This is a genomic window from Natrinema gelatinilyticum (assembly GCF_024266705.1).
Taxonomy (GTDB): domain Archaea; phylum Halobacteriota; class Halobacteria; order Halobacteriales; family Natrialbaceae; genus Natrinema; species Natrinema gelatinilyticum.
On the sequence record NZ_CP100756.1, the window covers coordinates 1,338,485 to 1,354,125 of the forward strand.

General features: G+C 63.0%; 12 protein-coding genes. 8 read left to right on the forward strand and 4 right to left on the reverse strand.

Annotation, left to right across the window (positions count from 1 at the left end; genetic code table 11):
* The first annotated feature begins 7 nt into the window (after positions 1-7).
* From pheA to NJU76_RS06600, 4 genes are all read left to right on the forward strand, one after another.
* Positions 8-820 carry a prephenate dehydratase gene (pheA, locus tag NJU76_RS06585; RefSeq protein WP_254531985.1) on the forward strand — a complete coding sequence of 271 codons (813 nt, stop codon included), beginning with the start codon at positions 8-10 and terminating at the stop codon, positions 818-820.
* A gap of 478 nt (positions 821-1,298) precedes the next feature.
* Positions 1,299-1,754: a peroxiredoxin gene (locus tag NJU76_RS06590; protein ID WP_254531986.1), complete on the forward strand. Its 456-nt coding sequence runs from the start codon at positions 1,299-1,301 to the stop codon at positions 1,752-1,754.
* 64 nt (positions 1,755-1,818) lie between these two features.
* Positions 1,819-2,238, forward strand: coding sequence for an Hsp20/alpha crystallin family protein (locus tag NJU76_RS06595; protein WP_254531987.1), 420 nt, complete (start codon positions 1,819-1,821; stop codon positions 2,236-2,238).
* A gap of 239 nt (positions 2,239-2,477) precedes the next feature.
* Positions 2,478-3,293, forward strand: coding sequence for a hypothetical protein (locus NJU76_RS06600; RefSeq protein WP_254531988.1), 816 nt, complete (start codon positions 2,478-2,480; stop codon positions 3,291-3,293).
* A gap of 186 nt (positions 3,294-3,479) precedes the next feature.
* On the opposite strand, the gene NJU76_RS06605 is transcribed toward NJU76_RS06600, so the two are convergent.
* Positions 3,480-4,250, reverse strand: a complete 771-nt coding sequence (locus NJU76_RS06605) for an SDR family NAD(P)-dependent oxidoreductase (RefSeq protein WP_254531989.1) — start codon at positions 4,248-4,250, stop codon at positions 3,480-3,482.
* Between the two features lie 171 nt (positions 4,251-4,421).
* Here NJU76_RS06605 and leuS point away from each other — a divergent pair, with 171 nt between their 5' ends.
* The 4 genes from leuS to NJU76_RS06625 all read left to right on the forward strand — a co-directional run bounded on the left by leuS (position 4,422) and on the right by NJU76_RS06625 (position 11,362).
* The gene (leuS, locus tag NJU76_RS06610) at positions 4,422-7,070 is read left to right on the forward strand and encodes a leucine--tRNA ligase (protein WP_254531990.1); all 2,649 of its coding nucleotides are present in this window, start codon (positions 4,422-4,424) and stop codon (positions 7,068-7,070) included.
* A gap of 536 nt (positions 7,071-7,606) precedes the next feature.
* Positions 7,607-9,718, forward strand: coding sequence for a methyl-accepting chemotaxis protein (locus NJU76_RS06615; protein WP_254531991.1), 2,112 nt, complete (start codon positions 7,607-7,609; stop codon positions 9,716-9,718).
* Positions 9,715-10,479 (forward strand): bacteriorhodopsin, encoded by a 765-nt coding sequence (locus NJU76_RS06620; protein ID WP_254531992.1) that lies wholly within the window; start codon positions 9,715-9,717, stop codon positions 10,477-10,479. The genes NJU76_RS06615 and NJU76_RS06620 overlap by 4 nt, the downstream gene beginning before the upstream one ends.
* 124 nt (positions 10,480-10,603) lie before the next feature.
* Positions 10,604-11,362, forward strand: a complete 759-nt coding sequence (locus NJU76_RS06625) for a YqjF family protein (protein WP_254531993.1) — start codon at positions 10,604-10,606, stop codon at positions 11,360-11,362.
* Between the two features lie 75 nt (positions 11,363-11,437).
* Here the strand turns inward: NJU76_RS06625 and NJU76_RS06630 are convergent, their stop codons facing one another.
* The 3 genes from NJU76_RS06630 to thsA form a co-directional block, all read right to left on the reverse strand.
* A complete protein-coding gene (locus NJU76_RS06630) occupies positions 11,438-12,430 on the reverse strand; it encodes an ornithine cyclodeaminase family protein (protein ID WP_254531994.1) in 993 nt (330 codons plus the stop codon).
* Between the two features lie 347 nt (positions 12,431-12,777).
* Complete coding sequence (locus NJU76_RS26530) at positions 12,778-12,906, reverse strand: hypothetical protein (RefSeq protein WP_256566418.1); 129 nt, start codon at positions 12,904-12,906, stop codon at positions 12,778-12,780.
* A 444-nt stretch (positions 12,907-13,350) separates the two neighbouring features.
* Positions 13,351-15,015: a thermosome subunit alpha gene (gene thsA / locus NJU76_RS06635; RefSeq protein ID WP_254532419.1), complete on the reverse strand. Its 1,665-nt coding sequence runs from the start codon at positions 15,013-15,015 to the stop codon at positions 13,351-13,353.
* Positions 15,016-15,641 lie beyond the last annotated feature (626 nt).

A 15,641-nucleotide genomic window follows, 5' to 3' on the forward strand; every position in this document is an offset into this window, starting at 1 on the left:
ACGGGCAATGGCTGCAGTCACGCTCGGCCCCAAAGGCACCTATTCTCACAGAGCGACGAGTGCGATCGTCGAGGACGACGAGATCGACTTCCGGCAGTCGGTCACGGCGATCGTCGACGCCGTCGCCAGCGGCGAGTACGATCGCGGTGTCATCCCGATCGAAAACAGCATCGAAGGCAGCGTCACGGAGAGTCTCGACGCGCTCGCCGACTACGATGTCGCCGTCGTCCGCGAAATCGTCACACCGATCAGACACGCGCTGTTCGCCCAGGGGCCGGAGTTCGACACGGTCGCCAGCCATTCTCAGGCGCTGGCGCAGTGTCGAACGTACCTCGAGCGCGAGTACCCCGAGGCGACCCTCGAAGCCGTCGCGAGCACGGCCAAAGGTGTCGAATTTGCCCGCGAAGACCCCTCTGTCGCAGGGATCGGCCATCCGGCCCTCGGCGGCGACGGCCTCGAACTCCTGGCCGAAGACATCCAGGATCAGGACTCGAACGCGACGCGCTTCTTCGCGATCGCACCGGCCGAAGAGCGCTCCAAGGGAGGCGGGAAGACCTCGCTGGTCGTGTATCCGAACGCGAACTATCCCGGACTCCTCCTCGAGTTACTCGAGCCCTTCGCGGATCGCGACATCAACCTGACCCGCGTCGAATCGCGGCCGAGCGGCAGGCGGCTGGGTGATTACGTGTTCCACGTCGATTTCGAGGCCGGTCTCTACGAATCGCGAACGAACGAGGCGGTCGAAGATCTCGAGAACATCGCGGAAAACGGCTGGGTTCGGCGGCTGGGATCGTACGATACCGAACACGTCGTCGAGTAGCGAACGCGACGACTCGAGGCGAAAACGGAGGCGAAGCCGGCGCCGGAGACGATCAGTCGGAAGTCGGAGCGGTGGCGATATCGAACCACGCCCGGATTCGATCGGCGTACGCGGCCAGGCCGAGTCCCGTGACGAACATGAGGAACGCCGGGACAAGTATACACAGGAGAGTGGGGTGAGACGCGCCTGTATGAAGGATTGGATCTCCCATCCGAAAGAGAAGGAGAGGGGAACGGCTTAAGACGACTGACGGGGCTAGAATTGACCGCGATCGGATCGGTTCGCCTCCGCCGCGATCGAGTTGGTCTGGAGGGGGCGGGCGAGGGAATGGACCACGCGTGAGACGTGCCCCGATCGAAGACGTTCCGCTGTCCGTTCCGTCCCGCTATTGCCCGAGCTGTTTCTGGGCCACGACGGGTCGGACGTCCTATCGATGGCGTACCACAAACGATTTTTCGTGTCCCACGGTATCATGGGTATGCCACTCGCTGTAGGTGACGATGCCCCGACCGTGACCGCGCGCAATCAGGACGGCGACGCGGTCACCCTCACGTTCGAGGAGCCGACGGTCCTCTACTTCTATCCGAGAGACGAGACCCCGGGCTGTACGGTCGAGGCGAACCAGTTTCAACGCGAACGCGAGACCTATCGAGAGGCGGGCGTCGACGTCTACGGCGTCTCGACGGACGACGTCGAGTCTCATCGATCGTTCTGTGACGCCGAAGGCCTCGAGTTCGACCTGCTCGCGGATTCCGATGCCCAGCTCGCAGAGGCCTTCGGCGTCGAACTCCGAGACGGCAAGACCGCACGGACGACGTTTCTGCTCGCTGGCGGTGACGTCGAGGCCGTCTACGAGGGTGTAAACCCGGACGGCCACGCCCGCGACGTCCTGCTCGATGCGCTCGAGGACGGACTCGTAACCCTCCCCGAATAGCGCCCGGTCTTCTGTCGCATTACGTCGGGCAGAATTTATCCCGGTCGAGGCCCTACGTGTCGACATGCGACGAAACCCGTTCGACGATATCGAGGAGCTGCTCGACCGCCTCAGTCGCCAAGTCGAGGAGGGAATGACAGCCGGCGGCCTGCAGGTCCCGGGATCGGTCCCGGTCGACGTCGCCGACACGAACGAGGAGTACGTCGTCACGGCCGACCTGCCCGGCTACGAAACTGACGATATCGATCTGACGCTCTCGGAGGGGACGCTGCGCCTCGAGGCGAACCGGACGGACGAAGAAACGCACGCCGAACGGCGATACCTTCGTCGCGAACGGACGAAGACGTCGGCGAGTCGGCGGATCCGCCTGCCCGAATCAGTCAACGAAGAGGCGGTGGCCGCCGGATTCGAGAACGGCGTGTTGACGGTTCGGCTGCCGAAGGTTTCGAGCGAAGAAGACTCCCGACAGATCGACATCGAATAGCCGTCGACCGCCGGCCGCTCGAATCTGGACCCTGTGTGACCGCACAGCGACGGTCGTCCGAATCCGACCCAAATATTGCCACACAGTGTCTGCCGTCGGTCCGACCGGGCGAAACTCGAGTCACCGACCAGACGAGCTTGATCGACAGCCACTGACGTCCGTGCAGTCGCGTTTCCGGCTCTCCGTCCCGATCGATTTCTTTCGTGTATTTATTATACTTCGATGATAGCTTCTCGCCCATGGTCCAGTTGATCGCACTCGTTGTGGCGGGGATCTTCGTTCTTTTCGGTGGGGCCGTTCTATCACGAGCGAGCGAGGTCCACGAGCGATATACGACGATCGAGGGACTCGAGGCAGCGGATACTGACCGAATCGAGCCCGGACGCGAAACGACAGTTAGCGGCCCGGTGCACGTCCACGAACCGGCGGCGCCGGACCGGAATCCCCTCGATATGAACGAGAGCGCCTCACCCGCCCTCTGGGCGTGGCGGGTACGCCAAAAGGAGGGAACGGGCGGGCAGGGTGGAAGCCGATGGCGAACCGTCGACGGAGTGCTGGCGGTCGGCGAATTCGCCATCGACCACAGCTGGGACCGCGTCCGCGTAGACACCGAGACGCTGGAAGCCGAGCTGGAAGACGGCGCGAGCGACCCCTTCGACTCCTCGCAGTGCTATCTCGGTGAGCCGGCGGAAGACGTCTATCTCGGCGAACTCGGTCCGATCAATCGGTTCCTCGAGCGGACGGGGTTGGCCAGCGAGGACGGCGTCCTGAGCGACGTGGAGGTCACGATCGGCGTCGGCGCCAAGACCACCATGCCCGACAAGTATCAGGCCACCGTCGTCCGGGACGGCGACGAACTGCTGGTTCGCGGCGAACTGATCGAGACGGCAGACGGATACGTCCTCCGCGGAACCGACGAAGCGCCGCTGGTGATCGCGGCCGGTGATCTCGAACAGCAACGGAATCGGGTGCGCTCGGAGGTCCGCATGCGACGGATGGTCGGCGGTGTACTTGTCGCTCTCGGTGCGTTCGTCGCGATTGTCGGCTTCCTCTGAACGCATCTCGGGTTGGGTGTCGGCGTCCGTCAACCGGTTCTTCCACCGAGTGCGTGCTCGCATCTCCCGACTAGCGTTCGGGCATCGAGTCGGATCGTCCCGTTCCGACACAGTGTGGGATCGGACCGCCGGACCGGTTTCGAACGGAAGCGCGTGCCGTCTCCGATTGGGAGGCGGCTGTTCGCGCTAGTACCATGCACCGCCCGAGGAGACGTTTATGTCCTGGCCCGTGACGTGGCGCGAGTCGGCACCGGCGAGGTGGACGCACAGTTCGGCGACTTCCGCAGGCGGGACCAGTTCGTCGAGCGTGAGGGACTCGCGGACCTCGGCTTCGACGTCCGCGGCGGCGACGTCGTTTTGTTCCGCCTGACGTTCGAAGACGTTCCGAATGCGATCACCCTCGACGGGACCGGGACAGATTGCGTTGACTGTCACGCCGTCGTCGCCGAACTCGGCGGCCAACGCGCGGGTTAGTCCGATGACGCCCATCTTCGAGGCGGCATAGGGCGTCCGGTTGGCGTACGGCCGTTTGCCCCCGATCGAGGAGATATTGACGATACTCCCCTGATCCGACTCGCGGAGGTGCGGGGCGGCTCGTCTCGTCACGCGAGCGACGCCGACGACGTTGACGTCGAGCGTCTCGAGCCACTCGTCGTCGATCGTTCCCTCGACCGGCGCGGTTGGACCTGCGATCCCCGCGTTGTTCACGAGACAATCGAGTCCACCGAAGGCCTCGACCGTCTCGTCTATCGCATCGGCGACCGACTCGGAATCGGTCACGTCAGTCTCGAGCGCGAGTGTTCGGTCGGGCGCGTCGGCGAGTGCTTCCGTTTCGTAGATGCCGTCGCTTCGGGCCGCGAGAACGACGTTCGCACCCCGATCCGCGAACGCGACGGCGATTTCGCGGCCGAGTCCCTGGCTGGCACCCGTAACGAAGACGGTGGAATCTGCTACCATACACCAAAATCAGAGGAGGGGCCGATAAAACTTCCCGCAGTCGGACGGAAACGGCGATCGGTATTGACCGAGCGATCCGTCGGAATCGGCACACGGGAACCGTCGAACTCTCTCTCGACCGACAGAAGTATGGAAAGGTATAGGGCGACGTCATCCCCATATATAAGCAAAATGAGCGACGCAGGATACGACCATGCGACGGTCGAGCGACGCTGGCAAGAGGCGTGGGACGACGCGAACGTCTACCGGACGCCCGACGACGTCGACGATCCGACGTACGTCCTGGGGATGTACCCGTACCCGTCCGGCAAGCTCCACATGGGCCACGTCCGAAATTACACGATTACGGACGCGTACGCTCGCTATCGCCGGATGCGTGGCGACGAGGTCCTCCACCCGATGGGGTGGGACGCGTTCGGCCTCCCGGCCGAGAACGCGGCAAAAGAGCGCGACACCAATCCCCGCGACTGGACGTTCGACTGCATCGAGACGATGCGTGACCAGATGACCGCGATGGGGTTTGGCTACGACTGGGACCGAGAAATCGCGACCTGCACGCCGGAGTACTACCAGTGGAACCAGTGGCTGTTCGAACGGTTCTACGAGGAGGATCTGGTCGAACGCCGCGACGCCGAAGTCAACTGGTGTCCCAACTGCGAGACCGTCCTCGCCGACGAACAAGTCGAGGGCGAGGACGAACTCTGCTGGCGCTGTGACACCCCCGTCGAGCAACGCGTCTTAGAGCAGTGGTTCCTGAAGATTACCGAGTACGCCGACGAACTGCTGGAAGCGATCGACGACCTCGAAGGATGGCCGAATTCGGTTCGGCAGATGCAGCGCAACTGGATCGGCCGCCAGCACGGGACGGAACTCGAATTCGATATCGAGAACCACGGCTCGGTGGAGGCCTTCACGACCCGCGTCGACACGATATTCGGGGCGACGTTCTTCGCGCTCGCGCCGGATCACCCGATCAGCGAGGAGTTGGCCGACCGAGACGACGCGGTCCACGAGTTCGTCGAACACGAGGCGGACCCGGAAGGCGACGAACCGAACGGCGTCGAGACGGGCCTGACTGCGACGAATCCGGTCACCGGAGAGGAGATTCCCGTCTACGTCGCCGACTTCGTCCTCTCGGACGTCGGGACGGGCGCGCTGATGGCAGTGCCGGCCCACGACGAGCGCGATCACGCCTTCGCCGAGAAGAAGGGAATCGACATCAAACCCGTCATCGCTCCCGAACCCGACGGCGACGAAGAGCCGACCGCCCCCGACGTGAGCGAGGGCGCGTTCACCGACGACGGCGTCCTGATCAACTCCGACGAGTACAACGGGCTCGACAGCGAGACGGCCCGCGAACGACTGACCGAGGACATCGAGAGCGCCGAGAAGGCCACCCAGTACCAACTGCGCGACTGGGGCATCTCCCGTCAGCGCTACTGGGGGACGCCGATTCCAGTCGTCCACTGCGACGACTGCGGCCCCGTCATGGTTCCCACGTCCGAGTTGCCGGTTGAACTTCCCGAGTTCATCAACACGACCGGGAATCCGCTGGACGCCGCCGAGGAGTGGAAGCGGACGACCTGTCCCAACTGCGGCGGCGACGCCGTTCGCGAGACGGACACGATGGACACGTTCGTCGACTCGTCGTGGTACTTCCTGCGGTACGTCTCGCCGGACGCGGATGACGCTCCTTTCGACCGCGAGCGGGCAAACGACTGGATGCCAGTCGACCAGTACGTCGGCGGCATCGAACACGCCGTGATGCACCTGCTCTACTCGCGATTCTTCACGAAAGTACTGGCCGACCACGAGGGCTTAGCCCACCGCGAACCGTTCACGAACCTGCTCGCGCAGGGAATGGTTCAACTGGAGGGCGAAACGATGTCTAAATCGAAGGGAAACGTCGTCTCTCCCCAGCGGATCGTCGACGAGTATGGGGCGGATACCGCCCGCCTGTTCATGATGCAGGCCGCCCAGCCGGAGCGTGACTTCGACTGGAGCGAGGAAGGCGTCAGGTCGACCAACGCCTTCCTGACTCGGCTCCAGGAGATGGTCGAAGCGTACTGTGAGACCAAACCGGACGGCGACGACGACGCGATCGCGAGTTACGTCGACGGCGAAATCGATGCGGCGATCGCCATCGCGACCGGCGAGTACGACGAATTGACGTTCGACAGGGCACTTCGCGAAACCCAGGATCTGACCCGGACGCTGCAGCAGTACGCCGACTACACCGACCCCTACGCCGACACGTACGAGCGCGGGTTGTCGGCGGTCGTCCGCCTGCTCGCGCCGGTCGTACCGCATCTGGCCGAAGAACTGTACGACGAACTCGGACGGGACGGGTTCGTCGCCGAGGCCGACTGGCCGACGGCCGAGGTCGACCGCGATCGGGTCGCTAAGCGGCGCCGACTGGTCCAGAGCACTCGCGAGGACATCCGCGACATCGTCGAGGTCGCAGGGATCGAGGACCCGAACGCCATCGACGTCGCCGTTGCCCCGGACTGGAAGTACGACGCCCTCGAAATCGCCATCGAGAGCGACGCCGACAATCTGATCGGCGAACTCATGGGCGAATCCCACATCCGCGAGCACGGCGACGCCGCGGCCAGCTACGGGCAGGACCTCCAGACCGAGCGCGAGGCCCTGACGATGACGCTCGAGTCGGACGACGAATACGAAACCCTTGAGTCGGCCGCGTGGTTGATCGAACGCGAGTTCGACGCGCCGGTTCACGTCGTCAGCGCCGACGAGGCAGACGACGACCTTCTCACGAACGCCGAACCCGGTCGCCCGGCAATCGAAATCGACGACTGACGGCTCACTGCCGAGCCTCGAGACTGGCGACGAGACGGTCCGTGCAGCGAGTGACCGTGACTGATACGGTCTGCTGTACCGCTTTACCGGTGTAACCACGACCCTCCTGCGGTTGCACCGGTAATGACGTACCGTAGTCCGTATGAGTGGATCGTGTGAGCGATCGGGTTCTGACTACACAGTACGGGTGATTAGAGGGGTCACTCGTCGGTGTCTGGACCTCGACCTGCACGCGATCAGCAATACTCACGACAATCAGTTATGGGTACTGAACACTGATACTGACAATTTTCAGGATACTCAATTCAACCAAAACATTCAATTATGCTGAAAAAACAGTAAAAGGGAAGCACTGGGCAGTCCCAACCTGTTCGAACCACCCGTGTGATAATATGCCATTGGATTATACTATCCCAGACCGACTCAGAGAAACGTATAGTATAAAGATAGGGGTCATCTTCGTAGTTGGTATCGCAACGACAATTCTCGTCGCCGCGCTATTTTTCAGCTATGTCTCCAGCGCGGTGGGCCCGGCTGTGGAGGGTCAGTTCATCGATCAAACTGACGACCATAGCGACGTCGCGGCGGCCTGGCTCGAGATGAACGCGGAGACGGCGTCGGGGCTCGCGACTGATGCAACGATCACGGGGGGAACGAGCGCAGAAATCAACGAACGGCTCGTGACGGCACAGTCAGCTCGGGAGGATCGGATCGTCGAAATACACTATCTCGGCAGTGACGGAACCGTCTTTGCGAGCACCGGGAACGGAACGAACGGCCAAAATTTCTTCGAGATTACCGGTATCGACGGCAGAATCGACGGTCCGAGCAGTTCCCATCAGGGACTGACGACCAACGAAACGGTCATCACGTTCGTTACCCGCGTCGAACGTACCGATGGGAGTCTGCGGTACGTGGCCGTCTCAGCCCCCGTCGACAGATTCGCCTCGGTCCTTCAGACGGACGAATCCAGCCGAACGATCGTCACCAACGCCGACGGCGAATCGATCGCGACGGTCGGCGAGAAAGCAGCGGTCGGCGACGAGGCAGTCCTCGCTGCGGTCTCGCCGAGTTCGGACGACGTCGACACCGGCATCCCCGACGGGATCGACACGGAGTACGCGGCGACGTCGGCGACGATCGACGTCGGCGACAGGTCGTTCACGGTCACGACGTACGATACCGCGGCGTCAGTCTACGGGCCACAAAAGGCCGCCTCATCGGCGTTGCTCGCCCTACTATTTATTTTCGTCCTCCATCTCGGGCTCGTCGGAATCGTCCTCGGCGGCAACATCTCCCTCAATCTTCGCCGGCTTGCGAACAAAGCCGAACGAATGGGGGAGGGCGATCTCACGGTCGACCTCGAGACCGACCGGATCGACGAGGTCGGAATCCTGTACGGATCGTTCGCAACTATGCGGGACTCGCTCAAAGCCACACTTGACGATCTAGAAGAACAACGCGAACGCGCACGCGATGCCCAGCGACAGACCGAACAGCACAATCGCGAACTCGTGGCCGAAGCAGAACGGTACAGCGAGGTCATGTCGGCGTGTGCCGGCGGTGACCTCGAGCGCCGTCTCGAGCCCGAAACGGATCACGATGCAATGGTGTCGATCGCTCAGGCGTTCAACGAGATGATCGAGGACCTCGAGACGGCGGTCGCACAGGTCAAAACGATCTCTACAGACGTCGCCAGAACGAGCACCGAGGTCCAGACGAGTTCCGACGAGATTCGGCGGGCGAGCGCGGAAGTCACCACGTCGGTCCAAGAGATTTCGAACGGGTCCGCCAAACAGGCGGAGGACCTGTCCGTTGCGACGTCAGAAGTCAAAGAGATGTCCGCGACTGTCGAGGAGGTCGCCGCCGCGACGAGCAACATCGCTAAACAATCCAATCAGGTCGACGAACTGGCGACGGACGGCCAGCAGGCGGCCGAGAAAACGACGATCGAAATGCACACGGCGAGCGAACAGACGGAAGCCGTCGCAGAGACGATCCGCGCACTGGACGAAGAAGCGGACCAGATCCAGGAGATCGTCGAACTGATCGACGAGATCGCCGGCCAGACCAATATGCTCGCGTTGAACGCGGCCATCGAGTCATCGCGATCGCAAAGTGCCGCGAGCGAAGGCGGCGGCTTCCAGGCCGTCGCCGACGAGGTCAAGGAACTCGCGACACAGACGCAAGCGGCGGTCGAAGACGTCGAAACCATGATCGAATCGATACAACGACGGGCGACGAAAAGCGCGACGCAGATCGAGGAAACCGAAGCGGTGATCGGATCGGCGACCGAGGGGGTCGACGATCTCACGCGAAAGCTCGACCGGATCGCAACGGAAATTGAGCAAGTGGCTGCGGGGGTCGAGGAGATCGATCAGGCGACCGACGAGCAGGCCGGGTCAGCCGAGGAACTGGCGACGATCGTTCAGAACGTCGCGAGCGTCGCCGACGAGACGACCTCGCAGGCCCAGCAGGTCGCCGCTGCCGCTGAGGAGACGACCGCGACGATCAGCGACGTCTCGTCCGAAGCGACGCGACTCGACGAGCGGGCGACGGATCTCGCGACTGCCGTCGACGAGTTTACCGTCACGGTGTCGCCGGACGATCCGACGACCGCGGCGGTCTGGGACGGTGATTCGCAATGATTCCCGCGGAAACGCTCTACCGGATCACGTTCTACGCGATGGCGGTGGTAACCGGGTTCTTCCTGCTCTGGGTCTCGCGGTTTCCCGAGGGGAAGCGACGGTACTACCTCCCGATTCCGCTCATGTGCGGGATACTGTCGCTCGCGTACTTCGGCATGTCCACACAACAGTTTTTCGTGACGACCCCGACCGGGCAACCGGTTCAGGTGAGTCGATACATCGAATATTACACCGTGGGACCGATGATGGTTACCATCACGTGCATGGTCGCCGGTGCAACGCGCCGACAGTTGATCGCCACCAACGCCGTCATGGTGTCGTGGACGAGCGCCTCGGTCGCCGGTTACTTGCTCACGGAACCGGCGGTATACGTGGCAAATATCGCTAATTTCGCACTCCTGGGCTTGCTCGCGTATATCCTGATCTGGCCGATCACGCGCCAATCGGGCAAACAGGGTGGCGAGCGCGTCCTGCTCTACGGCAAACTGCGAAACCTGCTGTTGTTGCTCTTCGGAGGCTACCTCGTCATCGGCCTCCTGTCGCGGCAGGGCTTCGGACTGCTCGACGCCTTCAGCGGAATCTTCCTCGGGAGCTACATCGACGCTCTCACTCGAATCGGGTTCGGCGTGCTGGTGCTCCGAGCGACTGACGCGACCGACCAACTCATCGCCGAAATCGAATCGGACGACGCGGGCGACGGTGGATCCGGCGGCGTCACCTTAGAGAAGGTCGACGAATCGCCGGTCGACCCAGCCGACTGAGGACTGCCGTCGGACGCGACGACGCCCCGCGAACGACGGAACCACCACCGGATTTGACAGCTGTCTATCCATTATATACGTCAGTACGTCGTACGGTTTTCCACAGTATTTGTTGATTTAGAGGATGAACGAACAACGTACGGATTCGCTTCGGTGGACGGTGGCAGGTGAGTCGTCGTCGAACGCCACGCACATCCTATCCATGACATGGCGCGACGGATTATTCGCACACTGGCCGGTCGACCCAGACGATCTCCGGCCGCATATCCCAGGGCAATTGACCCTCGAGACGCGGGACGGACAGGCCTGGGTGAGCGCTCTCCCGTTCGTCCTGACGAACGTCGGATTGCGGGGGACGCCGTCGATAACGCGGCTGGCATTCGCGGGACTCGGCGTTCGAACCTACGTCCGATATCGGGGCGAGAGAGGCGTCTATTTTTTCAGTATCGATATCGGGAACTCGCGGATTGCGTCGGCCGTCGGTCGGGCGACGAGACTCCCCGTCTCCCATGCCCAGATGCGAGTCGGCGCGACCGAAGACAATCACGTCGTGTTCTCGTGCGAACGGCGGAGACGAGATGCCGACGTCCCCACCAGGTTCGTCGCGGCCTACCGTCCCGACGGCGAGACGTTCACTGCCAGACCGAACACGCTCGAGTACTGGCTCACTGCGCGCCGACGGTTCTACGGGTGGACCGGGAGCGGCATCGTGCGCGGCGTGATCGCACACGATCCGTGGCCGCTCCAACCGGCCGCTGCGACGATCCACAAGAACACGATGTTCGAGACCAACGGCCTCCCGGCGCCGACCGGGGGCCCGGTCGTTCACTACGCCGACGAACTATCGATGACCGGCTCGGTGCCGCGTCGAATCAGAACGTAACTGTGATCGGTACTCGAGCTGTGTCTCCGCGTCGACGGTCGACGGCCGGAGTCGGGACCGAACCACAGACGGGAATTACTGGCCGGTATCGATAATCGCGAACTCGTAGCCAGCGTCTTCCTCTCGGGCGGTTTCGTACACGACACGAGCGGCCGCGACGTCCTGGATCGCGAGTCCGGTCGAGTCGAAGACGGTGATGCCGGTGTCGTCCGTTCGACCCGCTTTCGAACCCACGACCAGTTCGCCGATTTCGCCGTAGATGTCCGCATCGGTCAGCGTTCCCGCACGGTAGGGGACGTTGATCTCGCCCGAATGGGTACACTGCTCGTGGTCGTCGATGACGATCGTCGCCGCCTCGAGCACCTCGTCGGCCAGTTCGTGTTTCCCCTCGGCATCCGCCCCGATGGCGTTGACGTGCGTGTGATCGCCGACGGCCTCGCGGCCCACGATCGGCTCCCTGACGGGCGTCACCGTCGACAGAACGTCGCAATGTCCGGCCTCGGAAATCGAACCGTCGCGGACGTCGAACCGGTCCTCGAAGGCTTCGACGAACCGCGTCACCCGCTCGTCGTCAGGATCCGAGACGACGACCGTCTCGATCGGGCGCACCTCGCTGATCGCCTCGAGTTGTGTGTAGGACTGGACGCCGGCCCCGACGAGTCCAAGGCTCGAGGCGGCCTCGACGGCCAGGTGGTTGGTCGCGACGGCGGCCGCCGCGCCGGTTCGTTTCATCGTGAGGGCCGTGCCGTCCATGATCGAAAGCGGGAACGCGGTCTCGGGGTCGGAGTAGATCATCGTTCCCAGGACCGTTGGCAGGTCGTGATCGGCGGGATTGTCCGGATGGACGTTGACCCACTTTACCCCGGCGGCATCCCACTCGCCAGTATCGAGGTACGCGGGCATCGAGCGGAAGTCGCCGTTGTACTGCGGCAGGTCGATGTACGATTTTGCGGGCATCTGCGTCGTGCCGTTCTCGAAGGCCGCGAATGCCCGTTCGACCGCTTCGATGACGCGAGTGAGTCGTGCGTGCTCGTCGACGTCGTCGCTATCCAGAAGGAGCGTGTTCATAGTGGCGAATATTGCGGGAACCTACTTAATTTGTCGTGAATCAGTGCAACGGTCGCGATACCAACGGCTACGCGTGCGGTGATGAAACGAGTACGGAGTACGATCGGAAGTCTCGTCCGGAAGTGACAGTGACTGATACGGTCTGCTGTACCGATGTACCGGTGCATCCGCAGGACGGTCGCGGTTGCACCGGCAATGACGTACAGTATTCCGTATGAGACCGACAGTTCCAACGATCGCGGTACTGTCGAGGCGACCAGGAGCGCACCGCCCCACCCGAAGCGGCGGACGGTCCGCTACGTGGAACTGGAGGAGCGACACCGTGTAGCGGCAGGTGGTCGGCTACACTACCCGACGAGACACTCGAGATCCGCGCCCCGCTTGAGTACATCACCGTCCAGATAGTCCTCGGTGGCCGCTCCGACGGTGTCGCCCACGTCGCGTTTTCTATCGGCGTCGTTTGTATCGACACTCACTGGTAGTGACACAAAACGAGTGTTGCGCGTCCGGATCCCAGGAGATATGGGCGTTCCAGTTGGGAGGGGCACAATCACGGCCGTTCTCGAGTATGGCGGAACGAACGGTGAGAGCAACCAGTGAGAATCGCGTTCACAGGTACCGTCGAAAAAGGAATATAACGTGAGCAGACTTCGTGGTCAACCGCTTGCCGACCTCATCCAGTGTCGAGCAACGGTGAGCGAGCGGTTCGAAGAAACCGAGCGATGCCGTTTACTGGGCGCGGCGTGTGACACCGCGCTCGGGTCAACGAGCGACCGGCGGGAGCGAGGAGGCATTTATACTGAATTATGCCGCGGGCCAGCTTCACTAGCTCGCAGAGCAAACTGTAGTTTCGCATCGCGAGTCTCTTCGTTCCCCGCTCGTGTTCGGAGGTTCCGCTTGCTATGCTCTCCGAACCTCGCCTACATCATGCCGCCCATGCCACCGCCCATACCGCCCATGCCGCCGCCCATGCCGCCGCCGGGGCCGCCGGGCATCTCCTCTTCGTCTTCGTCGTCGGAGACCGCGAGGTCGCCGGCAGCGATGACGTCGTCGATGCGCAGCAGCATGACGGCCGCCTCGGTGGCGGACTCGATGGCCTGGGTCTTCACGCGAAGCGGCTCGTACACGCCCTCGGCGTCCATGTCGATGGTGTCGCCGGTGTAGGCGTCGAGACCGGCACCGGTGTCGCCGCCGTCGTGGGCGCTTCGGAGTTCGACGAGCGAGTCGATGGGGTCCAGCCCGGCGTTCTCGGCCAGGGTGCGCGGAATGACCTCGAGCGCGTCGGCGAAGGCCTCGACGGCGAGCTGTTCGCGGCCGCCGACGGAATCGGCGTAGTCACGGAGCGCGAGCGAGACGTCGATCTCGGGTGCGCCGCCGCCAGCGAGAACCTTGCCGTCCTCGATGGTCGTCCGGACGACGCCGAGGGCGTCTTCGACTGCGCGGTCGACCTCGTCGATGACGTGTTCGGTCCCCCCGCGGAGGATCAGGGTGACGGCCTGGGCGTCGTCGACGTCCTCGACGAAGATGCGCTGGTCGCCGGCGATCTCCTTCTGGGCGACGCTGCCAGCGAAGCCGAGGTCCGCCTCGGACAGGTCATCGACGGTCGAGACGGGGGTGGCTCCGGTCGCGCGTGCAAGCTGTGACTGGTCGCTGGACTTGACACGGCGGACCGCGATGATGCCTTCTTTCGCGAGATAGTGCTGTGCCATGTCGTCGATACCGCCGTCGACGAAGACGACGTCCGCACCGACGTCGGCGATCGTCTCAGCCATCTCGCGCAGTTGGGCCTCTTCCTGTTCGAGGAACTGCTCGAGCTGGTCGGGATCGGTGACGTTGACCTCGGCGTCGATCTCGGTCTCTTTGATCTCTAAGGCACCGTCGATAATGGCGATCGAGGCGTCCTCGGCGAAGTAGGGCATGTTCTCGGAGACGCGCTCCTTGTCGACGATGACGCCTTCGACGAGTTCGGAGTTCTCGACAGACCCGCCGACGACCTTCTCGACTTTGATGTTGTCCGTGTCGACGCCCTCGTCGTCAGCGACCGCCCGGACGGCCTCGACGACCAGTTCCGAGAGCAGGTCCTTGGCACTTTCTGCACCCTTGCCCGTCATCGCCGTCGCGGCGATCTGCTCGAGGACGTCCGTGTCGTCCTCGTCGACGTCGATGGCGATCTCTTCGAGCGCATCGGTCGCTTCTTCGGCAGCCTCGCGGTACCCCTGGGCGAGGGTTGTCGCGTGGATGTCCTGGTCGAGCAGGTCTTCGGCCTGACTGAGGAGTTCACCGGCGACGACGACGGCGCTGGTGGTGCCGTCTCCGACCTCGTCTTCCTGCGTTTCCGCGACTTCGACGATCATGTCGGCCGCGGGGTGGTCGATTTCCATCTCCGAAAGGAGTGTGACACCGTCGTTCGTGACGATGACATTGCCCGAGGAATCCACGAGCATCTTGTCCATCCCCTTCGGGCCGAGTGTCGTCCGTACCGACTCGGCGACGGCCTTCCCGGCCTGAACGTTCATCGACTGCGCATCTTTGCCGGAGGTCCGCTGGCTGTCCTCCGACAGTACGATGAGGGGCTGGTTGCCCATCTGCTGTTGAGCCATAGTCACCTGGAGGATTGATTGCTATTCTATATAACTCTTATGCTACTCGTCGGATAGGAATAAGCGAGCAGACCCCTGTCAGGCGGTTCCAACCCGACAGGGGTCGGAGTATTTATAGTGCTGGACAGGCCAAAACCCACGACTGCAGTCGTGGGATACGCGCCGTACACATCCTGCAGGCAACGCTTTTGAATGGTGCCCACGTCGCTTGTCGTGTCGGTCCGAAGGGTACGACCCCTTCGGCAACCGATGGCCCGAAACTGGCGGTTCAAGTGTCCGCCCATTCCGGAAACGGGACGTGCCCTTCGTGGGAACAAAAACCAAGCGTCGGGCTTCAGTACGCGAGACACGTAACTCCGAGTCCGCTGACGCCCCGTTTTGGTTCCGCCGGAACCCAAAACGTCGGATCCGAACGGGGCGAGGATAGGAGTACCGGCGGCGTGGCACCGCCAGCGGCCCATCCCTCGCTACATGGGTCGCGGACGAGGATTACCAACCCCGCCCGCGACGGTGGCCCACAAACCTGCAAACACCCAATCCAGCGCGGTGCGGTACGGCGTGGGAAGCCCATAACTGAACAGTAGGTGCCGAACCTCCAAACAGATGCGTCC

Bases quoted from the DNA above. Each gene is read 5' to 3' on its own strand.
- pheA (WP_254531985.1), top strand. From the start codon at position 8: ATGGCTGCAGTCACGCTCGGCCCCAAAGGCACCTATTCTCACAGAGCG.
- NJU76_RS06590 (WP_254531986.1), top strand. From the start codon at position 1,299: ATGCCACTCGCTGTAGGTGACGATGCCCCGACCGTGACCGCGCGCAAT.
- NJU76_RS06595 (WP_254531987.1), top strand. From the start codon at position 1,819: ATGCGACGAAACCCGTTCGACGATATCGAGGAGCTGCTCGACCGCCTC.
- NJU76_RS06600 (WP_254531988.1), top strand. From the start codon at position 2,478: ATGGTCCAGTTGATCGCACTCGTTGTGGCGGGGATCTTCGTTCTTTTC.
- NJU76_RS06605 (WP_254531989.1), bottom strand. From the start codon at position 4,250: ATGGTAGCAGATTCCACCGTCTTCGTTACGGGTGCCAGCCAGGGACTC.
- leuS (WP_254531990.1), top strand. From the start codon at position 4,422: ATGAGCGACGCAGGATACGACCATGCGACGGTCGAGCGACGCTGGCAA.
- NJU76_RS06620 (WP_254531992.1), top strand. From the start codon at position 9,715: ATGATTCCCGCGGAAACGCTCTACCGGATCACGTTCTACGCGATGGCG.
- NJU76_RS06625 (WP_254531993.1), top strand. From the start codon at position 10,604: ATGAACGAACAACGTACGGATTCGCTTCGGTGGACGGTGGCAGGTGAG.
- NJU76_RS06630 (WP_254531994.1), bottom strand. From the start codon at position 12,430: ATGAACACGCTCCTTCTGGATAGCGACGACGTCGACGAGCACGCACGA.
- thsA (WP_254532419.1), bottom strand. From the start codon at position 15,015: ATGGGCAACCAGCCCCTCATCGTACTGTCGGAGGACAGCCAGCGGACC.